The sequence below is a fragment of the Nocardia sp. CDC160 genome, from assembly GCF_035818795.1.
In the GTDB taxonomy this organism is placed as follows: Bacteria; Actinomycetota; Actinomycetes; order Mycobacteriales; family Mycobacteriaceae; genus Nocardia.
Map to the genome: position 1 here is coordinate 26,148 of NZ_JAYKYT010000002.1, position 24,545 is coordinate 50,692.

21 protein-coding genes are annotated in these 24,545 nt (G+C 68.8%); 10 read left to right on the forward strand and 11 right to left on the reverse strand.

Features of this window, described 5'->3' with window-relative positions; translation table 11 throughout:
- Nucleotides 1-531, forward strand: coding sequence for a GNAT family N-acetyltransferase (locus VMT40_RS07480; RefSeq protein WP_326357258.1), 531 nt, complete (start codon nt 1-3; stop codon nt 529-531).
- 7 nt (nt 532-538) lie between these two features.
- Here the strand turns inward: VMT40_RS07480 and VMT40_RS07485 are convergent, their stop codons facing one another.
- On the reverse strand, nt 539-2,419 hold the full coding sequence (locus VMT40_RS07485; protein ID WP_326357259.1) for an ABC-F family ATP-binding cassette domain-containing protein: 1,881 nt from the start codon (nt 2,417-2,419) through the stop codon (nt 539-541).
- A 168-nt stretch (nt 2,420-2,587) separates the two neighbouring features.
- A complete protein-coding gene (locus VMT40_RS07490) occupies nt 2,588-5,899 on the reverse strand; it encodes an AfsR/SARP family transcriptional regulator (RefSeq protein ID WP_326357260.1) in 3,312 nt (1,103 codons plus the stop codon).
- Between the two features lie 123 nt (nt 5,900-6,022).
- Here VMT40_RS07490 and VMT40_RS07495 point away from each other — a divergent pair, with 123 nt between their 5' ends.
- Nucleotides 6,023-6,304 (forward strand): hypothetical protein, encoded by a 282-nt coding sequence (locus tag VMT40_RS07495; protein ID WP_326357261.1) that lies wholly within the window; start codon nt 6,023-6,025, stop codon nt 6,302-6,304.
- A gap of 7 nt (nt 6,305-6,311) precedes the next feature.
- On the opposite strand, the gene VMT40_RS07500 is transcribed toward VMT40_RS07495, so the two are convergent.
- Nucleotides 6,312-7,118: a tyrosine-protein phosphatase gene (locus VMT40_RS07500; RefSeq protein ID WP_326357262.1), complete on the reverse strand. Its 807-nt coding sequence runs from the start codon at nt 7,116-7,118 to the stop codon at nt 6,312-6,314.
- 100 nt (nt 7,119-7,218) lie between these two features.
- Nucleotides 7,219-8,241 (reverse strand): cell division protein ZapE, encoded by a 1,023-nt coding sequence (gene zapE, locus VMT40_RS07505; protein ID WP_326357263.1) that lies wholly within the window; start codon nt 8,239-8,241, stop codon nt 7,219-7,221.
- Nucleotides 8,242-8,276: 35 nt separating this feature from the next.
- On the opposite strand from zapE, the gene VMT40_RS07510 reads away from it, so the two are divergent.
- The 4 genes from VMT40_RS07510 to msrB all read left to right on the forward strand — a co-directional run bounded on the left by VMT40_RS07510 (nt 8,277) and on the right by msrB (nt 12,611).
- Nucleotides 8,277-9,050 (forward strand): pyrimidine reductase family protein, encoded by a 774-nt coding sequence (locus VMT40_RS07510; RefSeq protein WP_326357264.1) that lies wholly within the window; start codon nt 8,277-8,279, stop codon nt 9,048-9,050.
- 32 nt (nt 9,051-9,082) lie between these two features.
- On the forward strand, nt 9,083-10,645 hold the full coding sequence (locus VMT40_RS07515; protein ID WP_326357265.1) for an alpha/beta hydrolase: 1,563 nt from the start codon (nt 9,083-9,085) through the stop codon (nt 10,643-10,645).
- A 216-nt stretch (nt 10,646-10,861) separates the two neighbouring features.
- Nucleotides 10,862-12,157 carry a glycosyltransferase family 87 protein gene (locus VMT40_RS07520; protein WP_326357266.1) on the forward strand — a complete coding sequence of 432 codons (1,296 nt, stop codon included), beginning with the start codon at nt 10,862-10,864 and terminating at the stop codon, nt 12,155-12,157.
- Nucleotides 12,158-12,167: 10 nt separating this feature from the next.
- On the forward strand, nt 12,168-12,611 hold the full coding sequence (gene msrB / locus VMT40_RS07525; RefSeq protein ID WP_326357267.1) for a peptide-methionine (R)-S-oxide reductase MsrB: 444 nt from the start codon (nt 12,168-12,170) through the stop codon (nt 12,609-12,611).
- Nucleotides 12,612-12,748: 137 nt separating this feature from the next.
- On the opposite strand, the gene hemQ is transcribed toward msrB, so the two are convergent.
- Nucleotides 12,749-13,444, reverse strand: coding sequence for a hydrogen peroxide-dependent heme synthase (gene hemQ / locus VMT40_RS07530; RefSeq protein ID WP_326357268.1), 696 nt, complete (start codon nt 13,442-13,444; stop codon nt 12,749-12,751).
- A 190-nt stretch (nt 13,445-13,634) separates the two neighbouring features.
- Here hemQ and VMT40_RS07535 point away from each other — a divergent pair, with 190 nt between their 5' ends.
- A complete protein-coding gene (locus VMT40_RS07535) occupies nt 13,635-14,585 on the forward strand; it encodes a serine/threonine dehydratase (protein ID WP_326357269.1) in 951 nt (316 codons plus the stop codon).
- Between the two features lie 28 nt (nt 14,586-14,613).
- Here the strand turns inward: VMT40_RS07535 and VMT40_RS07540 are convergent, their stop codons facing one another.
- Nucleotides 14,614-15,960, reverse strand: a complete 1,347-nt coding sequence (locus VMT40_RS07540) for a protoporphyrinogen oxidase (protein WP_326357270.1) — start codon at nt 15,958-15,960, stop codon at nt 14,614-14,616.
- A 309-nt stretch (nt 15,961-16,269) separates the two neighbouring features.
- Entirely contained in the window at nt 16,270-17,337 is a 1,068-nt protein-coding gene (hemE, locus tag VMT40_RS07545) for a uroporphyrinogen decarboxylase (RefSeq protein WP_326357271.1), read from the reverse strand.
- Between the two features lie 74 nt (nt 17,338-17,411).
- Between hemE and VMT40_RS07550 the strand changes: the two genes are divergently transcribed.
- Together VMT40_RS07550 and VMT40_RS07555 are read left to right on the forward strand one after the other, a co-directional pair.
- A complete protein-coding gene (locus VMT40_RS07550; RefSeq protein WP_326308289.1) occupies nt 17,412-18,038 on the forward strand; it encodes a DUF3000 domain-containing protein in 627 nt (208 codons plus the stop codon).
- A 203-nt stretch (nt 18,039-18,241) separates the two neighbouring features.
- Complete coding sequence (locus VMT40_RS07555) at nt 18,242-19,486, forward strand: ribonuclease D (protein WP_326358517.1); 1,245 nt, start codon at nt 18,242-18,244, stop codon at nt 19,484-19,486.
- On the opposite strand, the gene VMT40_RS07560 is transcribed toward VMT40_RS07555, so the two are convergent.
- Together VMT40_RS07560 and VMT40_RS07565 are read right to left on the reverse strand one after the other, a co-directional pair.
- Nucleotides 19,471-20,481, reverse strand: coding sequence for an alpha/beta fold hydrolase (locus VMT40_RS07560; protein WP_326357272.1), 1,011 nt, complete (start codon nt 20,479-20,481; stop codon nt 19,471-19,473). The genes VMT40_RS07555 and VMT40_RS07560 overlap by 16 nt on opposite strands.
- Nucleotides 20,481-20,903, reverse strand: coding sequence for a MarR family winged helix-turn-helix transcriptional regulator (locus VMT40_RS07565; RefSeq protein ID WP_326357273.1), 423 nt, complete (start codon nt 20,901-20,903; stop codon nt 20,481-20,483). Before VMT40_RS07565 ends, VMT40_RS07560 begins: the two co-directional genes overlap by 1 nt.
- 168 nt (nt 20,904-21,071) lie before the next feature.
- Between VMT40_RS07565 and VMT40_RS07570 the strand changes: the two genes are divergently transcribed.
- A complete protein-coding gene (locus VMT40_RS07570; RefSeq protein ID WP_326357274.1) occupies nt 21,072-21,536 on the forward strand; it encodes a hypothetical protein in 465 nt (154 codons plus the stop codon).
- A gap of 31 nt (nt 21,537-21,567) precedes the next feature.
- Here the strand turns inward: VMT40_RS07570 and VMT40_RS07575 are convergent, their stop codons facing one another.
- Nucleotides 21,568-22,371, reverse strand: a complete 804-nt coding sequence (locus VMT40_RS07575; RefSeq protein ID WP_326357275.1) for an enoyl-CoA hydratase — start codon at nt 22,369-22,371, stop codon at nt 21,568-21,570.
- A 114-nt stretch (nt 22,372-22,485) separates the two neighbouring features.
- A complete protein-coding gene (dxs, locus tag VMT40_RS07580) occupies nt 22,486-24,423 on the reverse strand; it encodes a 1-deoxy-D-xylulose-5-phosphate synthase (protein WP_326357276.1) in 1,938 nt (645 codons plus the stop codon).
- Between the last annotated feature and the right edge of the window lie 122 nt (nt 24,424-24,545).

A 24,545-nucleotide genomic window follows, 5' to 3' on the forward strand; every position in this document is an offset into this window, starting at 1 on the left:
GTGACCGTTGCCATCGACCGGGCCGTAGCCGCCGACGCCGACGAACTCCACGACGTCGCGGCCATCACCTTCCCGCTGGCCTGCCCGCCGGGCTCGACACCCGAGGACGAAGCCGAGTTCATCGCGAAGGTGCTGTCGCCGGAGCGGTTTCGCGAGTACCTCGCCGACCCCGACCGGGTGGTGCTCAAGGCCGTAGTCGGCGGAAAGATCGTCGGGTACGCACTGCTCAACGCCATGGAACCCACCGACCCGGACGTCGCGGCCGTGATCACGCGGCGGCCGGTGACCGAGCTCAGCAAGATGTACGTGCTGCCCGGACAGCACGGCAACGGCATCGCGGGAGCCCTCATGCAGGCCGCCCTCGACACCGCCCGCGCGTCCGGGAGCGTCGCCGTGTGGCTGGGCGTGAACCAGGAAAACGCCCGCGCCCAGCGCTTCTACAGCAAACACGGTTTCACCGTCGCCGGAACCAAGCGTTTCACCGTCGGAGCCCAACTGCACCACGACTATGTGATGCAGCACGAGTTCTGACCGGCCACTACGCGGTGGTCCCCCGGGCTGCATCCGCAGCCAGTTCGAGGCGGCGGCCGGAAAAGCGTTGGCGCATCCGCCGATCGTGGGTGACCAGGACCACCGCACCCGAGTAGTCCGCCAGCGCCTGCTCCAGATCTTCCACGAGGGCCGGGGACAGGTGATTGGTGGGCTCGTCGAGCAGGAGCAGATCCACCGGATCGGTCACGAGCCGGGCCAATTCGATGCGGCGGCGCTGCCCGTAGGACAGCTCGCGCAAGCGCAGGCGCAGATCCTCCGGGCGGAAAAGGCCCAGCGACAGCAACTGATCGGCATGCTCGTCCGGGTGGCCCGGGCGGCCGGAGGCGAAGGCGCGCAGGACCGTCAGGTCCACGGGCCACGGCGACTCCTCCTGGCGCAGATGACCCACCCGCCCGCGGACCGTGACCGTGCCCGAGTCCGCGGCCAGCTCGCCCGCCAGCAGGCGCAGCAGCGTGGTCTTGCCGACGCCGTTCGGTCCGGTCACCAGAAGCCGGTCGGTGGCATCGAGGCGCAGACCGTCCAGTCGCAGACGGCCAATCACCTCGATATCCGACAACTCGGCGACCGCTTGCCCTTCGGCCGATCGGACTGTCTCCTCGCCTGATGGCACTGCCTCGGCCGACCCCAGTGCCTCGGCTGACCTCATTGCCTCGGCTGATGGCATAGCCTCGGCTGACCTCATTGCCTCGGCCGATGGCACTGCCTCCGCCGACCGCATTGCCGCGGCCGACCCCATTGTCTCGGCTGATGGCATTGCCTCGGCCGACCGCTTGGTGGTGGCTGCCGATCGCGTTGTGTCGGTGGCGAATCCGCCGCGGGTCAGCTCGGCGCGGAACCGGAGCGGGTCGGCCGGGGGTGCGACCGGGTCTGCGGTCAGCCGCGCCACCCGCTCCTTGGCATTGCGGATGCGCGACTGTGCGCCGTGGCCTCGACTGCGGGTCCGGAACGGGCCCGCCGCGAAGACCGCCAGCGGCAGTTTGCGCGGAATCGCGTCCAGGCGAGCAACATTCGACTCGGCCAGACGTTCATTGCGAGCCAGTTCGCTGCGCCAGGTGCGGTATTCCAGCTCCCGGCGCTGCCGCTCGGCCGCCTTCGCGCGCAGGTATCCGGTATAGCCGTTGCCGTGGCGGGTGACCTTGCTCTCGTCCACCTCGAGCACCGTGGAAGTGATGCGCTCCAGGAAGACTCGATCGTGGGTGACCGCCACCACCGTGCCGGGGTGGTCACGCAATCGGCGCTCGAGCCAGTCGACCGCAGCGTCGTCGAGATCATTGGTGGGCTCATCGAGCAGCAGCAGTTCCGGTGCGGAGGCCAGGGTGGCCGCCAGCGCCAGCCGCCGCCGCTGCCCGCCGGACAGCGTGCCCAACAGTCGATTTCGATCCAGGCCGGGTAGCCCGAGACCATGCAGCGCCGCATCGACCCGCGCGTCGGCCTGGTACCCACCGCGCGCCTCGAACCGGCTCACCAGCGTGGTGTACCGGTCGAGGTGGCGGCCCAGCGGGCCGGTCAGCTCGGCCAATTCGGCCTCGGCCGTGCGGATTCGGGTTTCCAGTTCGCGAATATCGCTCAGCGCCAGATCGATTGCGTCGGCGACGGTGGCGGTGGGCGGCAGCTCCAGGGTTTGCGCCAGGTAACCGACGCCGCCCGGAGCCTGCACGATCAGCTCGCCATTGTCGGGCACGTCCCGACCGGCCATGAGCCGCAACAGGGTTGACTTGCCCGCGCCGTTGTCGCCGATCACACCGACCTTCTCGCCCGGGCGGATCGACAGGTTCACCGCGTCGAAGACGACACGATCGGCATAGCGCTTGGTGACATCGGACAGGGTGAGCTGGGATGCAGCAGAAGAAGATTGGAGGGTAAGCACAGTGATCTCCCGGTTGTGGAGTGAGTGAAGGGGACCGCCGCGGAGCTCAGCTCAACGCGGCGAGGCGATCACAAAAACAGGAAACCGATACCCATGAGGCTTGGAACAGTAATTCGACCCCGCCACGACCGTCAACCCTATTAACCCGTGCCATCCGCCCCGGCGAGATCAATCCGTCGCGGACGTGGTCCTCGCCGTCGCGAAGAACAATTCGATCGTCGCCTCCCAATCGGGCGTCGGTTCCCTGGATTCCGACGCCAGACTCGCCAGCCGATCCATCCGCTCCCGCGCGGCGGGCCCGGCCAGCGGCAGATAGCGGTGGGGGTTCACGCCGATTCGGTGAGCGTGCGCGCCGACGGCGGCGTGCAGGCGGACGGCCGCGTCGAGGTCGCCGAGATCGGCGAGTGCACAGGCGCCCGCGAACATGGCGCTGATCAGATCGGAGACATTCGGTTGTGCGCGAAAGGATTCGACAGCGCGCTCCAAGAGTCGCAGGATCGCGCGGATGCGATTGGCGTCGGAGGCGGTGTGCCCGAGCAGACACCAGGCCGAGAGCAGATCGGTGATTCCCGCGCCCCACAGGTACCCGCATCGACCGGCCATCTCGTGCGCCGCGTCGAGGGTGGCGAGGGCGGCGGCCTCGTCGCCGTCGCGGAACTTCAGCAGCCCCACGCCCAGTTGGGCATTCACCCGCAGGTGGTCGGGAATGCCGGGGCGCGCGGCGGCGGCGAGGAAGCGGGCGTGGGCCGCCCGGAGCGCAGTGTGGTCGGCAATCTGGGCCAGCGCGTTGCATTTTCGCGAGTGCGCGAGGGCCAGCAGCACCTCGTGCTCAGGGTCGGCGGGATCGAGGAGTTCCAGCACCGTGTCCGCGTGGCGGAGGGCAGCCTCGTGGTCACCCCCGTGCAGGGCGCAGATGGAGAGCCCGATCAGCGCCGTGGCACGGTCGCGCGCCGGGGCGGCCGGGCACGCGGCCAGCGCGGCCTCGGTCAGCGCCCGGCCCTCGGCGATCGTGCCGCCGGTCACCCACAGATACCCGAGCGCCCCGGCGGAGCGCAGCGCCGATTCGGGGTCGACGGCCAGATCGTGGGTGATTCCGGCACGAATATTGGCGAGCTCGGCCGACAGCGTGCGCGCGGCCTCCCCCGAGCGCGGACCGGTCAGCAGCGCGGCCTGCTCCACCGCGAGGGCACGCACCCAACGGGCATGCGCCGCACGCGTAGCGGCCGGATCGGGATCGATACCGCGGCAATAGATTCGGATGGTCTCCAGCATCCGGTAACGCGCGAACCCGGAGCCGGTATCGGCGACCAGCACGGAACGGTCGACCAGTCCGGCCAGCCCCGCCAACACGGCCGTGTCACCCGGCGAGACCGCGGCGGCGGCCTCCCAGGTGAATCCATCCTCGAACGGCCACAGCCGCAACAGCAGTCGACGATCGGCGGCATCGAGTTGATCGACACTCCACGCGATGGCCGCCGACAGCGACGCATGCGGAGACAGCGACCCGCGCGGGGTCGGCGCGAGAATATCGATCCGATCGCGCAGGTGCGCGGCGATACCACCCAGACCGTGGACCCGCTCGCGGGCCGCGGCCAGCTCAATCGCCAACGGCAGACCGTCCAGAGCGACACAAATCGCCCGCGCCGCAGCGAATTCAGCCGCATCGGGCTGCCAGTGTGGACGGTGCATGCGCACCCGATCGATGAGCAGCTCGACGGCGGTGCCGGACCCCTCCGTCGCCTCCAGCGGGAGCGACGACACCGCCGCGACGTGCTCGCCGCCGATGGCGGTGCCGGACGACTCGATTGCCTCTCGAGGAAGCGGCGACACCGGCGCAAGGTGCTCGCCACCGATGGTGCCGGGCGCGTCGATCGCCTCCCGAGAAGGCGGCGTCACCGGCGCGGGGCGCTCGCCACCGATGGTGCCGGGCGACTCGATTGCCTCCAGCGGGAGCGGCGACAGCGGCACGAGGTACTCGCCCTCGATGGCGGTGGAGCGGCGGCTGGTGACGAGGACGTGGATCGATCTCGCCGAGTCCAGCAGCGGCAGCAGGAAATTCGGTAGCTCGTCGACCAGGTGTTCACAATTGTCCAGCACCAGCACACCATTGCTGTCGGCCAGGGCTCGGCGGACGGCCAGCGCTGGATCGTCTGCGGCGGAGGGTAATCCGATCGCGGCCGCGACGACGGCGGCGATGGTGTCGGCGTGGTGTGCGTCGGCCAGCCGAACCAGCCATGAAAGCGGCTGCACGGCAGCGTATTCGACGGCCAGACGGGTCTTGCCGACCCCGGCGGGACCCACCAGGGTGACCAGTCGATGCGCGGCCACCAGCGAGTCGAGCTGCGCGAGCTCGCGTTGCCGCCCGATCAGCCGGGTCCGGGGCGGGCCGACGCGGGGAGGGCCGGACGGGGCCAGGGGCGCGCTCGGCATCACCCCGGGCGGGGACGTCGACGCCCAGCCCGCCGACCTGTTGGCTGCTCGGGCGGCGGATTGCCCTGCGGCCGCGACAGGCCGACCGGTCGGTGGCGGACTCCCGGCCGCCTCCCGCCGTGGTACGTCCTCGGCGAAACCCGCTGCTGCCGTCTCGGTTTCGATGATCGCCTCCCCACCCGCCCGTGTCCGAACGGTCGAGCCGTCGGCGGTCACCGATCGATCCCCACCCGCCCGCGTCCGCAGGGTCGAGCCGTCGGCGGTCACCGGTCGGTCCATGCTCGACATTGCCAGCAGGGCGGGATCGTGGTCGAGCATCCGTCGTTCCAGCTCGCGGAGCGACGGGCCGGGCTCGACCCCGAGTTCCTCGGCCAGCAGCCGTCGGACCCGCCGCAACTCGGCCAGGGCGTGCGCCTGGCGACCGGTGCGGTACAGCGCCAAAGCCAGTAGCTCCCAGCGTCTTTCCCGATACGGTGTCTCGACTACCGCCCGGCTGGTGTCCGCCACCACGGGTGCGAGGTCACCGCAGGCCAGGCGGGCGGTCTGCAATTCGTCGAATGCCGTGTCGCGCAACTCGATCAGGCGGGCGCGCAGCGCCGACACCCGCACGGCGTCGCCGAGTTCGGCCCACGCGTCGCCACGCCACCAGCCCAGGGCCCGGGTCAGCAGGTCGACCGCCGCGGCCGCGCGACCGGCCGCCAACGCCCGCCAACCCTCATCGACACGCGCTGCGAACACCTCGTGATCCATCGCCAACTCGTGCTCGGCCGACCCGGTGAGCCGATACCCACTCGGTGTGCGCTCGATCGTGGCGGGCCCGGCCGGGCCCAGCGCTCCGCGCAGCCGATGAATCGCGACTCGCATCATGTTCTTGACGTTGTCGTCGAGTTCCGTGCCCCACGCCAGCTCCGCCAGCACGGCATCCTCGACCGGCGCACCGGACCCGGTGGCCAGCGCGGCCAGCACCCGCCGCGGGGTGGGGCCGCCGAGCTCACACGCCACGCCGTCCACCTCGATCACCACCGGACCGAGGACACGACACAGGATCACGCCCGCCACCCTAACCCGACCTGCGCGGATACCGCCGGTGTAATGCGCCGGTAAGGGCCGGGGCGCACGCTGGGACCGCCGATGCCGAGTGGGACGGACAATGATCGCCGAGCGGGAGGGACGATGATCGCGCGTATCGCCGTATGGGAGCCGATGCCGGACGACGACCGGTCCTGGGTCATGCAGACCGTCAGCGCGGTGGACGGTTTCGTCGCCGCCTACCATCTGCGAGATCCCGCGACCGGCAATGGATTGAGCATCTCGCTGTTCGACGATGACACCGCCGCCGAGGCCGCGGGGGTGGCCGTCGCCGAACGGGCCCGGGACATCGGCTGGCACGAAACACCGCGCCCGGCACCCGTTTCCGTCCACCACTACGAGGTCATGCGAACCTCACCGGCGTGAAACGCTGTCAGGCCAGCAGTTTCGCCTTCAGGGCGGTGATGTCGGCGTCGGTGAGCTTCAGGCCGTCGCGAACGTAGTTGTCGAAGCTGCCGTAGCTCTTGTCGACCTGGTCGAAGGCGGCGTCGAGGGCCGAGGCGGTGACGCCGTTCATCATGTCGCCGTCCTTGGCACCGCGGTAGTAGTTGGACAGCAGGTAGTCGTAGTAGACCGTGTCCTTGTCCACGCCGAGGATGGTGAGCAGCACGGCCGCGGTCCAGCCGGTGCGGTCCTTGCCCGCGGTGCAGTGGAACAGCACGCCGCCGGGGTTGTAGGCGATGTCGCGCAGGACATTCGCGAAGCCGTCACTCGCGCCGGGGGCGGTGATGAACGCGCGGTAGAGGTCGGTGCCCGCGGACAGGGTGGAGGCCATCACCTGCGGCGGGGCCTGACCGATGATGTCGTCGTGGTGCGCGCTCGCGCCCGCGGGAACCTTGTCGACGCCCATGAGCTGCTGCTCGTAGGAGGTGCGCAGGTCGTGGACGGAGACCACGTTCAGCGCGGCAAGCTGGGCCAGGTCCGCGTCGGTGGCCTTGGACAGATCGCCGGTGCGGAAGACCAGACCGGTGCGCACGGTGTGACCGTCGATCGTGCGGTAGCCGCCCGCGTCCCGGGCATTGAGGACGCCGGTCAGGCCGACGGACCGATTGTCGGTGTTGACCAGCACGCTGCTCGTGGCGGCGGGCGGGTCGGCGGCGAAGGCGGTCGCCACCGATCCGAGGCTGGCGGAGAGCGCGATGGTCACCACCGCGGCGGCTTGGACGGCACGGTTACGCAAGGTAGAGCTCCTTCCGAGGACGAAAACCGAAGTCGGCCCGGTTTTCGTTGACCCTCGAAATTTATTATCTGAGGGGACCTTAAGAACCGTCGGGTCGGATTTACGCGGGCGTGGGAGCCTCGAAGCGGGACAGCGCCAGAAGACGAGAGATGGCGCGCAGGTACTTCTTGCGGTAGCCACCGTCGAGCATTTCCTGGGTGAAGATCTGGTCCAGCTTCGCGCCCGACACCGTCACCGGGATGCCCGCGTCGTACAGCCGGTCGGCCAGCACCACGATCCGCAGCGCGACGGCCTGATCCTGCACCGGATGCACACCCGAAATGAACACCGACGACACGTCATTGATGAGCGCGCCGTACCGCGACGGGTGCAGCGTGCTCAAATGCTTGGTCAGCTCGTCGAAGTCGTCGAGCGTGGAACCTGGTGTGGCGGCGGCCCTTTCGACCAGCACCTCCGGCGAGGTGGGCTCGGGGGCGGGCGGCAGATCGCGGTGGCGGTAGTCGGGGCCGTCCACGCGCACGGCCTCGAACAGCGCACCCAGCTTCTTGATCTCGCGCAGGAAGTCCTGCGCGGCGAAACGACCCTCGCCCAGCTGACCCGGCAGCGTATTGGAGGTGGCCACGATCGACACGCCACGGTCGGTCAGCTCGGTGAGCAGCCGCGAGACCAGCATGGTGTCGCCCGGATCGTCCAGCTCGAACTCGTCGATGCACAGCACGCTGTTGCCCGAGAGCCGCTCGACGGCATTGTTGAAGCCCAGCGCGCCAACCAGATTGGTGACCTCGCCGAAGGTGCCGAACGACTTCGGGGTCGGCACGCTGTGGAAGATCGAGGCCAGCAGGTGGGTCTTGCCCACACCGAACCCGCCGTCGAGGTACAGGCCGATGCCGTGCACCGGCTTCTTCTTGCCGAACAGCGGCTTCTTGTCCGCGGCCTTGCGCAGCTTGGTCACGTTCTCCGCGAACTGCTCGGCCTTCTGCACGGCCGCGGCCTGGGAGGGCTCCTTCGGGTCCGGGATGTAGGAGCCGAAGCTCACCTCGTCGAAGGTGGGCGGCGGAACCATCTGGGCCACGAGCTGGTCGGCCGGAACCTCCGGGTGGCGATCGACGAGGCGTTGTTGCACTCGGTCAGCGTAAGGCCGTGGTGGGATGGGACCTTATGCCCCCTGTGCCCAATGCGATTCAGCTCACAGACCTCACCCGCGACGACCTGGTCGAGTTGTACGCGTACCCGGTGGAACCATCCGCGCCGTACCTGCGTGTCAACTTCGTCACCAGCATCGATGGGGCGGTCACCGTCGACGGACGGTCCGGCGGACTGGGCACGCCCGCGGACAAGACGATCTTCGCGCTGCTGCGGGATCTGGCCGACGTGGTGCTGGTCGGGGCCGGGACCGTGCGCGCGGAGAACTACGGTGCGGCGCATACCGATTCGGCCTTGCGCAAGCGCCTGCACGCCGAGGGACGCGGCGGCGATCCGGACGGGACGCCGCCGCGCATCGCGGTCGTCTCCGCCCGCGCGGCACTCGACCCGGCGAGCAAGCTGTTCACCGACGAGGGCGCGCGGCCCATCATCCTCACCACCGCCGCCGCATCCGACGACAACAAGAAGCGGCTCATCGACGCGGGCGCGGAACTGATTCTGGCGGGCGAGAACCTGTGCACCGCGCAGAGCATCCGCGCCGGACTCGAGAGCCTGGGACTGCGGCGCGTGCTGTGCGAGGGCGGGCCGTCGCTGTTCGGTGAACTCATCGCCGACCGGGGCGTGGACGACCTCTGCCTGACCGTGTCACCGCAGCTGGTGGGCGGGGCGGCGGGCCGAATCGCGGTGTACCCCAAGGCCCTGCCCACCCCGATGGTCCCCCGCCACCTGCTGCTCGACACCGACGGCACGATCTTGACCCGATGGGAACGCGCGCACACCCGAGGCTGAAACCGGTGGCCGGACCTGGCAGGCTGTAGCGCATGCGCTGGACTCGGGCCGCTCTGCTGGCGTCGACACTGTCGGTATTGGTGACCACCGCCTGCGGGGCCGGGCCGTCCGACCGGCCCGCCGTCGCCGTGGAACAGCCGCACCAGGGCGGGGCCGCACCCTCCACCGCGCCCGCCGACGCCGTCCCGCCCGCACCCGAGGTGCCCAAGACCGACCTGTCCTGGAAGGACTGCACCGCACCGACGTTCAACCTGCTCTCGCTCGGCGCGCCACCGCAGGGGCTGGTGCTGGAATGCGCCGAGTATCCGTCGCAGACGGATGTGGCCGGGAATGTGGCGGGCAACTTCAAGAACGCGGCCATGCGGGCGCGCTACGACCGGACACCCAAGGACGCCGCGCCGCTGATCCTGACCTCCGGATCGGATCGGTCCTCGACGGCGACGCTCGCCGGGCTGGCGGCCGGGAACGCGAGCGCGCTGCTGGCGGCGCGGCCGATCATCGCGGTGGATCGCCGCGGCATCGGCAGCTCACAGCCGGTGACCTGCATGACCGATCCGCAGCGCAAGGCGATCGCCGACCAGAACCAATTCACCCGGGGCGCAAACGATCCCGTGGACGCCATGAGCACCTCCGGGCGCGAGGCCACCGTGGCCTGCCTGGACTTCCTGGCACCCGCCCAGGCGACCTTCGACGCGCCGCACGCCGCCGACGACATCGAGCAGCTGCGGAAACAGTTGCAGGTGGACCACATCGCGCTGATGGGCACCGGGACCGGCGCGAACGTGGCGCTGAACTACGCGCGCAAGTACGGGCAGCACCTCGGACGGCTGGTGCTGGATTCGCCGCAGGCGGTCGGGCTGGACGCGAACGGTCGCGCCGAACAGCGGGTCAAGGGGCAGGAGGCCGCGCTCACCGCGTTCGCGCAGCGCTGCGCCTCGCTGAACTGCTCGCTCGGAGCCGATCCGCGCAAGGCCATCATCGACCTGGTGAATCGCGCCGGGGCCGGACAATTCGGCGACCTGTCGGCCTCGGTACTCGTCACCACCCTGAGCGGATTCCTGGGCGACTCACGCTCCCAGGGCAATCCGCAGATCACCGAATTCGCCGACGCGTTGAGTGCCCTCGGCCGCGGCGACCGCGGCCCCCTCACGCCCTTCCAGCTGCGCGCCGCCGCAGGCATCGCCAATGACGGCGAATTCGTCAACCGCTGCAGCGACAACCACGAGCCCTCCACCCCCGACAAGGCGAAGGAACTCGAATCCAGCTGGGCCACGCAGTATCCGATCTTCGGCAAGGTGGCCGCCATCGACCTCATGGCCTGCTCCGCCTGGCCCGCCGCCTCCCCCATGGTCCTGCCCGACAAACTCAACCTCCCTGTCCTGGTCCTCGGCGGCAGCGCCGACCCGGTCGTGGGCCAAGACGGCCGCCCCACCGTCACCGGCGCGCTCGGCGCGGCAGGTGCCCGCACCTCCACGGTCGTCTGGCAAGGCTGGGGCCACCCCACCTTCGCCCACTCCGGCTGCGCCCAACAATCCCTGGCCGACTACCTCAAAGACGCCACCCTCCCCGCCGACGGGACCGCCTGCCCGGCTTAACGCTCGGCGAGTGGCACATCCTGGAGGCAGATTCGGGCAAATAGCCTCCGGGACGTGCCACTCGGCGATTTGGCGCGGAGTGGAGCGCGCTTGGCGGGGTTGACCATTGGGGGTGCGTTAGGGGGTGGGGTGGACCTGGGTTGAGGGTGTGCGCCACGTAACGCGTAGTGCGGGTCGGCGCATGTGGGCGGCGGGGTTTCGGTGTAGTTTGCTCGAGTGTTCCTTCGACAGCTCGAGCCCCGGACCGCTCGTACCACCAGTGAAGTTCTGAACTTCGCGCTGTGGCCGGTCGCGATACTCACCGTGATTCATCGGGTGTTCATCAACGCTGTCAACTATCACGTGACCAATGACTTCACGCCGGTGTACAACGCGTCGCTCGCGTTCCTGAACCACCGGGCCGTGTACGACGCGAACTTCAACTCGACCGATCCGGCATATCTGTATCCGCCGAGCGGGACGCTGTTGATCTCGCCGTTGGCGATCATCGATCCGGAGAAGTCGCGGTGGTGCTTCATCCTGGTCAACGCGCTGGCGCTGCTGCTGGCCTGGTATCTGCTGCTGAAGCTGTTCAACTTCACCCTCGACTCGGTGGCCGCGCCCGCGCTGCTGCTGGCCATGTTCGTCTCCGAGACGGTGACCAACACGCTGGCCTTCACCAACATCAACGGCTGTCTGTTCCTGGCCATGATGGTGTTCATCCACCTGCTGCTCAAGCGCCAAGACCTGTGGGCCGGTGTGGCATTGGGGTTGACGATCGCGGTCAAGGGGCCACTGCTGGTGCCGCTGCTGCTGATTCCGCTGGTGCGCGGGCAGTGGAAGGTGTTCATCACCGCGCTGGGTGTGCCGATCGCGCTGAACCTGATCGCCTGGCCGCTGATCGTGGACTACAAGCAGTTCTTCACCCACACGCTGCCGTACCTGGCCGAAGCCCGCGACTACTTCAACAGCGCGATCGTCGGCAATGCCGGGTACTACGGTGTCGCCGAGTGGCTGACCTGGACCATGCGCATCGTGATGGGCATCCTGGTCCTGATCTCGCTGTGGATCCTGTACCGGTACTACCGCGACGACGAGGTGTTCTACATCTGCAACACCTCCGGCATCCTCATCACCGCGGTCATGCTGCTGGGCTCGCTGGGCCAGATGTACTACTCGATGTTCCTGTTCCCCATGCTCCTGACCGTCGTGCAGCGCAATTCGCTGCTGCGCAACTGGCCCGCGTGGCTGGCGATCTTCGGATTCATGTCCTACGACAAGTGGCTCTCCGACCGCTGGCAGAGCATCGGGCGCGATCTGGAATACCTGCGCACCACCTTCGGCTGGGGATTGCTGCTGATCGTCGCGTTCTGTGTGCTCGGGGATCGCTACCTGGCCGCCAAGCGCGAGGGACGGCTCGAGGCCGGCAAGTCGCTGGATCCGGCCTGGATGCATCCGGAATGGGCGATCGACTCCGCGGAGACCACCGACGCCACCCCCGCGCCCCGGACGAAGGCCGCCGCCTCGTACTAGCGTGGAGCCCATGAGTTCCGAAGCCGATCACTCGCTGCCTGCCCCGCGCATCCAGCTGACGCCGCAGGAATGGCGGACCAAGCTGACCCCGGACGAATACCGCGTCCTGCGCGAAGCGGGCACCGAGCGGGCGTTCACGGGCGAATACACCGACACCGAGACCGCGGGCGTCTACTCCTGCCGCGCCTGCGGGGCCGAATTGTTCCGCAGCACCGAGAAATTCCACTCGCACTGCGGCTGGCCGTCGTTCTTCGACCCGGCCAAGTCGGACGCGGTCATCCTGAGGGAAGACAACTCGCTGGGCATGCGGCGCGTCGAGGTGCTGTGCGCGACCTGCCACAGCCATCTGGGGCACGTGTTCGAGGGCGAGGGTTACCCCACGCCCACGGACAAGCGCTACTGCATCAACTCCATCTCGCTCCGGCTACACCCCTCGGACAGCGCAGCTGACTGAGTCGCAGAAATACTATGGGGCAGGGTCGATTCCACGCATGCCCCGAATTATGCGGGCAGATAGCCGGAAGGCATCCTGAAACCGAAAAACGGGCCCGGCCGCACTGTGCGGTCGGGCCCGTTTCGTCGCGAATCGCCTTACGGCAGCGCGTTGATGAGGTTCTCCAGCTCCACGCGCGGGCCGGTGAAGAACGGAATCTCCTCGCGCACATGGCGACGCGCCTCGGTGGCACGCAGATCGCGCATGAGATCGACGATGCGATGCAGCTCGGGGGCCTCGAAGGCGAGGATCCACTCGTAGTCGCCCAGGGCGAAGGAGGCCACGGTGTTGGCGCGCACGTCCGGGTAGTCGCGGGCGGCCTTGCCGTGATCGGCCAGCATCTTGCGGCGCTCCTCGTCGGGGAGCAGGTACCAGTCGTAGGAGCGCACGAACGGGTACACGCAGATGTAGTTGCCCGGATCCTCACCGGCGAGGAAGGCCGGGATGTGGGACTTGTTGAACTCGGCCGGGCGGTGCAGGGCGGCCTGGCTCCAGACCGGGTTGGAGATCTGACCCAGCTCGGTGACACGGCGGAAGTCTGCGTAGGCGGCCTGCAGATCCTCGATCTTCTCCGCGTGCCACCAGATCATGAAGTCGGCGTCGGCACGCAGACCGGCGACGTCGTAGATGCCGCGGACCACCACGCCGCGCTCCTCCAGGGATTCGAAGAACGCCTTGGCCTCCTTGATAGCGGCCGCGCGATCCTCGCCGAGCACGCCGGGCTCCACCTGGAACACCGAGAACATGAGGTAGCGGATGGTGTCGTTGAGGGCCTTGTAGTCGAGTCGCGCCATGGCACCCATCGTGCCACTGCGCGAAAACGCGGCGGAAATGGGGCGGGGCGGACATGGTGATTCAGGTCGCTCATCCGGGACACCTGGAAAAATGGAGGGCGACGGCGCGGAAACTCGATTCCCGAAGCTCCGCGGGATTTCGATACGGTAGATCGGTTCCGGACCGGCGATGAAAACGAAAGAAGCGCAAGTGCACCCGACATACGCCGATGTGACCGCGGCCGCCGAACGCATCTCCGGCCATACCCGCCGAGCGGTGCTGGCCCAGGCCGACGCCGACACCGTTCCGGTCGCCGGGGACGTGTGGTTCGCGCTCGAGCACATGCAGCACACCGGCACGTTCAAGGCGCGCGGCGCGGCCAATTTCGTGCTGGCGCAACGGGAGCAGGGGCGGCTGCCGCGGGTCGGGCTCACCATCGCCTCGGGCGGCAACGCCGGGGTGGCCTGCGCCTGGGCCGCCCGGCTGGTCGACTCCGCCGCCACCGTGTTCCTGCCCGACTCCGCACCCGCGGTGAAGGTGGCTCGGCTGAAAGCCCTCGGCGCACAGGTGCTCACCGGCGGCAAGGCCTATGCCGACGCCGCCGCCGAATGCGAGCGCTACGCCGCCGCGACGGGCGCGCTGCGCTCACACGCCTACGACGACCCGTACATCGCGGCCGGGGCGGGCACGCTGATGGAGGAGATTGTGGCGCAACTGCCCGGCCTCGACACCGTCGTGGTGGCGGTCGGCGGCGGTGGGCTGCTGACCGGAATCACCGTCTCCGCCAACCACCATGGCGTGCGCGTGGTCGCGGTCGAACCGGAGAACTGCCGCTCCTTCAACGCCGCCCTGGAAGCCGGGGAACCGGTGGACGTGGAGATCGACTCCATCGCGGCCGACGCCCTCGGCGCCCGCCGCGTCACCCCCATGGCCCTGTCCGCCGCCGCGGAGGGCGACGTCCGCTCGGTCCTCGTCACCGACAAACAAATCATCGCCGCCCGCCAAACCCTCTGGGACTGCCGCAGACTCGCCGTCGAACACGCCGCGGCCACCGCCTTAGCAGCCCTCCTCTCGGGGGCGTACGTCCCCTCCCCCGGCGAACGCGTGGCAGTCATCATCTGCGGCGCCAACACCGACCCGAGCGACCTCGTCACCCGCTGACAGCCGACCCTGGTCGATAGTTGTCGACTCAGGCGAGGTGGGCGGTGATGCGGGCCGCGGCCTTGGTGCCGGTGGCGGCGCAGGCGGGGACGCCTACGCCGTCGAGGTAGGCACCGGCGAGGGCCAGGGCGGGGAGATCGGCTGTGGCGGAACGGAGGTCGGCTATGCGGGTGGTGTGGCCGGGGGCGTATTGGGGGAGGCCGCCGGGCCAGCGTTGGACTACCGCGTGGAGGGGGCGGATTTCGGTGTTGGTGACCGTGGTGAGGTCTTCGACTGCGGCGGTGATGAGGTCTTCGTCGGACCAGGACAGGGAGGTGGGGTCGCCGAAGCGGCCGAAGGAGGCGCGGACCAGGGCGACATCGCGGGCGGCGAGGTGGGGCCATTTGCGGCTGGAGAGGGTGAAGGCCTTGGCGCGCAAGGGTTCACCGGTGGCGACCAGGATGCCCGAGTTGTCGGGGAGGTCGGTGTCGGCGGGGAGGGCCAGGGCTACGACCGCCGCGGATGCCAGTTCGATGCCACCGGCGAGGTCGGCGGCTTCGGGGGCCGTGTCGCGGAGGAGTTCCGCCGTTACCGGGGCGGGGGTCGCGAGGATCACCGCGTCGACGTCACCGACCGGGTCCAGGTGCCAGCCGGTGGCGGTGCGGGTGAGTCGGGTTGCGGCGGTGCCGGTTTCGGCCTTCACGTCGGCGGCGGTGCGCAGGGCCTCGAGCAGGACCCCGTAGCCATCGCGAATGCCGCCGAACACCGGCGTGGTGCTCGGCGGCGGCAAGGCCTCCGAGACCGCCTGCGTCAGACTCTGCGCTCCCCGATCCAGTGCGGCGGCCAAGGTCGGCAAGGCGGCGCGCACACCGATCGAATCGGCAAGGCCCGCATACACTCCGCCGAGCAGCGGATCGACGCTGCGTCGGACCACCTTCTCGCCGAAGCGATCCCGCACCAGCTCCCCCACCGACACATCCCCGCCCGGCACCCAGGTCAACGGTCGCGTCGGCTCATCGGCGATCATCGCCAGGGTCGCCGCATCCACCAGTCCCACAACCGATTCCGCCGCCGCGGGGATACCCATCAGAGTCCGCTCGGGCAGCCGATGCCCGGTCCCCTCCGACCACACCAACGGTCGCTTCCCCGCCGGATGCACGAGTTGCTCCTCGATCCCCAACTCCCGCATCAACTCCGGAATCTCCGGCCGCCGCCCCACGAACGCCTCGGCCCCCAGATCCACCGGATCGCCTTCGATATCGACCGTCCGCAGAATCCCCCCGACCCGGTCACGTCGCTCGAGCAGCACCAGTTCCGCCGCGTCCCCCAGCGCCCTCCGCAGCCGATACGCGGCCACCAGCCCACTGATGCCGCCCCCGACAATCGCGACCCGCATCGACACTCCTCGTCACCTCGTCAGCGTCGCGACCGCACCATTTCGCACCCGCGACCGCGACTCCGCGCCTACGCGTCGAGTCGCTCTCGAAGCCAACCTACTCCCGGGCACGCCGCTCGCCCGCGCCCGGTCCCCGCCCGCCGAGCCCCGAACCACTTCTCGCGAACCTGGCCCTCACCTGGGCTTTCACCTGCAGCAGCGGTGTGAAGGCGCGACCGCGACGAAAATGACTCGCGGCAAAACGTGATTGATACCGCGCAACCTCGACAGCCGACAGCGCGGCGAAATATATCTTCCGCAGGTGTCGGCTCAGAGCGGTGCGGGCAGGCTGTGGATCAAGGCGACCGTGTCGGTGATGACGGTGGGGTCGGTGTTGGGGAGGACGCCGTGGCCGAGGTTGAAGATGTGGCCCTTGGCGCCCAAGGTGATTGCCTCGTCGGCCTCGTGGGCGATGCGGCGCACCTCGGATTCGATGGCCTTCGGGCCCGCGAAGAGGACGGCGGGATCGAGGTTGCCCTGCAAGGCTTTTCCGGGGCCGACGCGGCGGGCGGCCTCGTTCAGGGGGATGCGCCAGTCGACGCCGACGATGTCCGCGCCCGCTTCGCCCATGGCGCCCAACAGTTCTCCGGTGCCGACGCCGAAGTGGGCGCGGGGGATGCCCGCGTCGGCGATCTCGGTGAAGACCCGTTCCGAGTGCGGCATCACGTATTCGCGGTACTGGGCCTGGGTCAGCGCGCCCGCCCAGGAGTCGAAGAGCTGGACGGCATCGACACCCGCGCCGATCTGGGCCTGCAGGAATTCGATGGTGATGTCGGTGAGCACGCCCATCAGCTGATGCCAGATTTCGGGGTCGGCGAGCATCATCGCCTTGGTGCGCTCGTGGTTCTTACTGGGCCCGCCCTCGACCAGGTAGGACGCCAAAGTGAACGGGGCACCGGCGAATCCGATCAAGGGGACCTCACCGAGCGCGTCCAGCAGCAGACCGATGCCCGCGGTCACCGCGCCCACTTCCTCGGGCCGCAGGCGCGGAAGCTTGCGCACGTCCTCCACGGTGCGCACCGGATTGGCGACGACGGGACCCACGCCCGGCACGATATCCAGGTCGATGCCCGCCGCCTTGAGCGGAACGACGATGTCGGAGAACAGGATTGCCGCGTCCACGTCGTGGCGGCGGATCGGCTGCATGGTGATCTCGCACACCAGCTCCGGATCGAAACACGATTCCAGCATGCCGATTCCGGCGCGCACCTCGCGGTACTCCGGAAGGGACCGACCGGCCTGTCTCTGGAACCACACCGGCCGCCGCCGCGGCACCCCACCGGTGGCGGCGACGAGGTAGGGGGCATCGGTCAGCTGGCGGCGGGCGTGAGTGTTCATCACCGCCCATCGTAAAGGGGCCCCGGCGGCGCGCCTCGCACCGCTGCGCACCCACAAGGTCTACGGTGCCTTTCGTGACACCGCTCGACTTCCGCGACGGCGCTGCCCCGACCCCGGAGCCCGAAGAACCAGCCCGGTTCCGCGCCGCGGTCGAGGCCATGGGAACCGCATCTGTGCATCCTCGAATCGAGCTGGCACCGATCCGTCCGCCGCAGCGCCTGGCCCCCTACTCGTACGCGCTCGGCGCGGAGGTCACGCGGCCCGACACCAATGTGGTGCCCGTCGACTCCGACGGTGACGCGTTCGGTCGCCTCATCCTGCTGCACGATCCGGCCGGGCAGGAGGCCTGGCACGGGGTGTTCCGACTGGTCGCCTACATCCAGGCCGACATCGACTCCGCGCTCGCCGCCGACCCGCTGCTGCCGGAGGTGGCCTGGAGCTGGCTGGTGGACGCGCTCGACTCGCGCACCTCCTTCACCGCCCTCGGCGGCACGGTCACCTCCACCAGCTCGGTGCGCTACGGCGATATCGCCGGACCACCGCGCGCGCATCAACTCGAACTGCGCGCCTCCTGGACCGTCTCCGACACGGTCATGCGCCCGCACGTGGAGGCCTTCTGCGAGGTGCTCGCCTACGCGGCCGGGCTGCCGCCCGCGGGGGTAACCCGGCTGGACGTGCGCCGGGACGAGAGCCCGGAATAACTTGCCCACCAGAGCCCGGCCGCCGACCCGCCAAATCCCGCACGCCTTGCCAGAAAATCGCCCCTCGCCTGCGAGAACGTCTGTACTGCAACGAAATCGACCGGCGCGACGTACGATTCCCAATGGCCCGACGCAGTGTCACGGCCGGTCGTTTCACCGACGTGACGCGGCTCGCCATTGCCCTACCCGTAAAGTTCAAGACCATGTCCGTACCAGATGAACCCGAAGCCACTGCCGCGGTACCGTTGCTCGCGCCAGTGGACGGTGTACCGCCGGTACTGGACACCGCCGCCGAGGTGGCGGCCGCGGCCCGCGCACTGGCCGCTGGCACCGGTCCGCTCGCGGTCGACGCCGAGCGCGCCTCCGGCTTCCGCTACTCCAATCGCGCCTATCTGATCCAGCTGCGCCGCGAGGGCGCGGGCAGCTTCCTCATCGATCCGATTCCCGTGGACGGGGATCTCGCCCCGCTCGCCGACGCGATCAACGGGCTCGAATGGGTGCTGCATTCCGCCGATCAGGACCTGCCCGGGCTGGCCGAACTCGGCCTGTATCCCGCCGCGCTGTTCGACACCGAGCTGGGCGGTCGCCTCGCCGGATACGAGCGCGTCGGCCTGGCCGCCATGGTCGAGAAGCTGCTCGGCCGCGAGCTCAAGAAGGGCCACGGCGCGGCCGACTGGTCCACCCGCCCGCTGCCCGACGACTGGCTCAACTACGCCGCCCTCGATGTCGAGTTACTCATCGAGCTCCGGGACGCGGTCGCCGCCGACCTGGCCGAGCAGGGTAAATCCGATTGGGCCGCACAGGAATTCGAGCACGTCCGCACCGCCGAACCGTCGGGCCCCAAGGCCGACCGCTGGCGGCGCACCTCCGGCATCCACACCCTGCGCCGCACCCGCCAGCTCGCCATCGTCCGCGAACTATGGACCACCCGCGACCGCCTGGCCCGCCTGCGCGATGTGGCACCCGCCCGCATCCTGCCCGACTCCGCGATCGTGGCCGCCGCCACCAACGAGCCCAAGTCCATCGCCCAGCTGCGCACCCTGCCGATCTTCGGCGGCCCCCGCCAGCGCCGCTACTCCCGCGAATGGCTCGGCGCCATCGAACGCGCCCGCGCCCTGCCCGACAACGAACTCCCCCCGCTCACCCAGCCCTTCGACGGCCCGCCGCCGGTCAACCGCTGGGAGCGCCGCGACCCGGCCGCCGCCGCCCGCCTCCAGCGCGCCCGCGCCGCCATGACCGATCTCTCCACCGAGGTCTCGATCCCCGTCGAAAATCTCCTCACCCCCGACCTGCTGCGCCGCATGTGCTGGGACGGCCTGCCCAAATCCGCCACCAACGGCGAGGCACCCACCCTCATCGAGGACTATCTCGCCGCGGGCGGCGCCCGTCCCTGGCAGCGCGAACTCGCCGTTCCCCGCCTGGCCGAAGCCCTCTATCCGAAGGCCTGACCCACGCGGTCGGTGGTGCGCAGCTCGGCGAGAAAGCGTGACCGGTCGGCGAATTCGACCAGATGGCCCGCGCCTTCGATCTCGACGAAGCGCTTCCTAGGTGCCTGGACGCGCTGGAAATGGCGGCGCGCGACCGAGGGCGGGCTCAGCAGGTCGGCGGCCCCCTGCACGATCACGACCGGCACCGCGTAGTCGTAGCCGAGGCCGTCGAAGTCGAAGGATTCGTACTCGGGTTGCAGGGCGTGCAGCGAGACGGTCATGCCCCGGTCGAAGGCGCGAATGTCGGACATGCTCAGCTCGGGGTCGTACATGAGGGCGGGGAGCATGAGGTCGTAGACCATGTCGGGGGCTCCCACGCTCGCCCGAAGGGCGATCTTGCTGAACCGAAGTGACTCCTCGGGGCTCCAGCGGGTGGAATCCGGTCCGATGCGTTGCAGCGCGCGGCGATCGCGCCGCCGATCCGCACGCTCGTACACCAGGCGGAAGCCCTCGTGTTCGGGATCGGGCGCGAGCACATTGGCCGCGATGAACGCGGTGAAGAGCTCGGGGCGTCGCTTGGCCATGATCGCGCCGATGAGACTGCCCACCGAGCTGCCGAGCACCAGCACCCGACGGCCGAACCGCGCGACGAGCGACTCGCTCAGTTCCAGGCCGTCCGCGACGAGACGGTCGAGGGACAGGTCCGGGGCCCGCTCGTCGGCGCGGATGAATGTCCTGCCGCCACCGCGTTGATCCCATTGGACGACGGTGAACTCACGTTCCCAGTCCCCCAGCCACGAGTTGAACGGCGTATACGGCGATCCCGGACCCCCGTGCAGCACAAGGAGAATGGGGTTCGACCGATCGCGTCCGCGGATGGTCACCCACTGATCGATGCCACCCAACGAGACGAAGGATTCCTCGCGAATGGCATCGGGCCCAACGAGTTCGAGCAGCCGTGCGCGCCGCCGACGTTCGAGCGGACGGCGCAGCATCGCCGCGAGTGGATTGACCATCAGTCGCCTGCCTTCTGGATTGTCGCCGCGATGCGCGAGAGCGCGGTGACGAGCACCGCGCCATCGACGTCGGCCTTGCGCAGCAGTTCGTCGAAGCTGCGGTCGAGCAGTGCGCGCGCGGCACGAATGATGCGCTGCCCCTCCCCGGTGAGGTCGACACGATTGCGCCGCCGATTGTCCGGATCGGCGCTGACCTGGACGTAACCCGCCGCGGACAGCTCACCCAGCAGCCCGGTGACCGCAGGGGCCGTCGACCCGAGCCACCTGGCGAGATCCTGCTGACTGGCCGGGCCATCGAGATCGAGCGCAAGCAACACGAGCACCCGCGAATACGAAATCCCAAGCTCCGCCCGAAGAATCCGATCACCGGCCCGAGCCAGATCCCCCGCAATCCGATTCATCAAAATCGCAGCCTCGTTCACAGTTAAGATCTTAACAATTACCGAAGCCGCGAACCAGGCCCGGACCACCCAACTTCTAGTGCCCCAGCAAGTCGGGGCACAGCACTTTTTTGAAGTGAACGCATTTCACAGTTCGTGGAAGTTAGATTCTGTCGACCCGAACCCGGGGTCTCGAACAGGAGTCCACACATGCCCACCACCCGCCACATCGCCTGGGCCGCAACCTTTGTCGCCGTCGCCGGAAGCCTCACCGCCCTGTCCCCCGGCCTCGCCAGCGCGGGCATCCACGGTATCGAGTTCGAGCAATGCGACACAGCCGGACGAAACTGCGTAACACCCACATCTTTTGTTGTCGGACAAAGCTATTGGATCTACGCGCCCTACGACGGCACGAGCACGAACACGCCCATGGCCAATTTCTACGACAACGGCACCTGCCTCGGGGGTGGCAGCCACTCCGTCGCCTGGGTGCCGCTCACCCCGGGCACCCACACCATCTCCAACACCGGTGGCAGCTGGTCGGATTCGACCACGGTGACCGTGGTCGCCGCCCCCGCGGGCTCCCCAACACCCCAGCAACCCAAGCAGGGCGCCTGCACCGGCGGCGGCGGCAGCTTCGGCTCCGGCAGCTCGAATCTCCTGCCCGGCAGCTAGTACCAGAAGCTCAGTCCTCCAAAGCGTGGGCTCAGTCCTTGAAATCCGGGGCGCGGCGGTCTCGGCGGGCGCGGATGGCCTCGTCGAAGTTGTCGGTGGTGAGGCGGATGTAGAGCTGGGCCAGGCCCTCGTTTTGCATGTGGGATTCGAAGGAGGCTGCTTCGAGGCCGTTCCAGAGGAGGCGTTTGGTGAGTTCGCCGCCTACTCGGGACCAGCGGATGATTTGGTCGGCGGTGTCGTAGGCGGATTCGAGGAGTTTGTCGGCGGGGACGACGCGGGAGACGATGCCGATGCGTTCGGCTTCCGCGGCGTCGACGTCGCGGCCGGTGAGCATGATCTCGAAGGCGCGGGTGGAGCCGATGGCGCGCGGGAGGGTGTAGCTGATGCCGAGTTCGGCGGAGGTGAGGCCGTTGTTGATGCCCGCGGCACGGAAATAGGCGTCCTCCGAGGCGATTCGGATATCGGTGCCCATGGCCAGGCAGAAGCCGCCGCCGATGGCCGCGCCATTGATGGCGCTGATCACCGGCTGATGCATGCGCTTGATGGTGAGCATGACATTGTCGAGCAACGTCATGGAGCGGCGCGCGATGCTGGTGCGGGTCAAGCCCTCCACCCCCGGCACCTTCCCGGCGTGTTGCAGATCCGCGCCCGAGCAGAACCCGTGCCCGGCCCCGGTGAGCACCACCACCCGCACCTCGTTGTCGGCCGCCACCTCCTCGAGGGTCTCGCGCAGCGGCACCATGACGTCGAACGCCATGGCGTTCATCCGCTCCGGCCGGTTCAAGGTGACCAGCGCGATCTGGGGACGCGGCTTCTCGACGAGCACAAACGACATCCGAACTCCTGCTCCGAAACTGTAACCTGTTTCAGAATCTACGCGAGGGGTTCGGTTACGCATAGAAGAACGGACCCGCGATCCGTAGATCGCGGGTCCGTCGGTATCGAGCCGTCATTCGGCGGCCGGTAGCAGAGCGTCCTGCATATCCGAGGTGTCGGAGGCACCGAGCCAGACGTGCACGCGCTGGGCGACCTCGCCCGGGGTGAGGCCGAGCTCCTGATGGATCTTCGCCCGCGCGGCGTGATCCAGGAACTGTTGCGGCACACCGAGATCGCGGGTCGGCACGTCGACGCCCGAGCTGCGGAGTCGAGCGGAGACGGTGGACCCGATGCCGCCGTGCAGGCCGCTGTCCTCGAGCGTGACCACCAGGCGATGGTTCCCGGCCATCTTGACCACGGCGTCCGACACCGGCAGCACCCAGCGCGGATCGACGACGGTCACCGAAACCCCTTCGGCCTCCAGCAGATCCGCGACCTTCAGCGCGAGATCGGCGAACGGCCCGACCGCGATCAGCAGCACATCGGCGTGCACCGAATACGACGCGTCCTTCGTGGCGGGCAGACGCAGCACATCCACGCCCTCGAAGCGCTCGACCGCCGGAATCTCCTCGATGGCAGCGCCTTTCGGGAACCGGATGGCGGTGGGCCCGTCGCTCACGTGCAGGGCCTCGTCCAATTCCTCACGCAGCGTGGCCGCGTCGCGCGGGGCGGCGACCCGCATCCCCGGGACGATGCCCAGCACCGACAGATCCCACATGCCGTTGTGCGACGCGCCGTCGTCGCCGGTGATGCCCGCGCGATCCAGCACCAGGGTCACCGGCAGCTTGAGCAGCGCCACATCCATGAGCAGCTGATCGAAGGCCCGATTGAGGAAGGTCGAGTAGATGGCGACCACCGGATGCAGCCCGCCCAGCGCCATACCGGCCGCCGAGGTCATGGCGTGCTGTTCGGCGATGCCGACGTCGAACATGCGGTCCGGGAAGCGTTCTCCGAACGGCGTGAGACCGGTCGGTCCCGGCATGGCGGCGGTAATGGCCACAATGTCGTCGCGCTGCTCGCCCTGCGCGATGAGCTCCTTGGAGAACACCGAGGTCCAACTGGTGCCCGACGAGCCCGGCAGCGGTTCGCCCGTCTCCGGATCGATGACGCCGATCGAATGCATCTGGTCGGCTTCGTGATTCACCGCCGGGGTGTACCCGCGCCCCTTCTGCGTCACCGCGTGCACGATGACCGGACCGCCGAAGTCCTTGGCGCGCCGCAGCGCCGCCTCCAACTGCACCGGATCGTGTCCGTCGACCGGGCCCACGTACTTCAGCCCGAGATCGCTGAACAGCTCCTGCGGCGCGACCGCGTCCTTGATGCCGGTCTTGATGGCGTGCAGCATCGAATACGCCGAATCCCCCACGCGCGGAATGCTCTGCACGATCCGCTTGGTGGCGTCGAGCGCGTGCTCGTAGGCGGGTTGGGTACGCAGCCCGGCCAGCCGCTCGGCGAGCCCGCCGATGGTCGGCGCGTAGGAGCGGCCATTGTCGTTGACCACCACGATGACCGAGCGATCCTGCCCCGCGGCGATATTGTTCAGCGCCTCCCAGCACATGCCGCCGGTCAGCGCGCCGTCCCCGACGACAGCGACCACGTGCCGCTTCTGCCGGGTCAGCCCGAAGGCCTTGGCCAGCCCGTCGGCGTAGGACAGCGCGGCCGAGGCGTGCGAGGACTCCACCCAGTCGTGGGCGCTCTCGGCCCGGCACGGATAGCCGGACAGGCCGCCTTCCTTGCGCAGCGTGTCGAACCCGTCCTTGCGGCCGGTGAGGATCTTGTGCACGTAAGCCTGATGACCGGTATCGAAGATGATCGGGTCGGCAGGCGAGTCGAAGACCCGGTGCAACGCGATGGTCAGCTCCACGACCCCGAGGTTCGGCCCCAGGTGCCCGCCGGTAACGGCGACCTTCCGCACCAGGAACTCGCGAATCTCCTCCGCCAGCTCGTGTAGCTCCGGTACCGACAGCCGACGCAGATCCTCGGGCGTGTCGACCCGGGAAAGCACTCCCACGGCTATTGCTCCCTCCGGATGTCTCCTGTGATTGCAACAGTCTACGGAGGCATTTTCGGCCCCCGACGCCAGGAACATTCGTCACCTGCGACATCCCCGGCGGATGTGAAGCTCAACACACG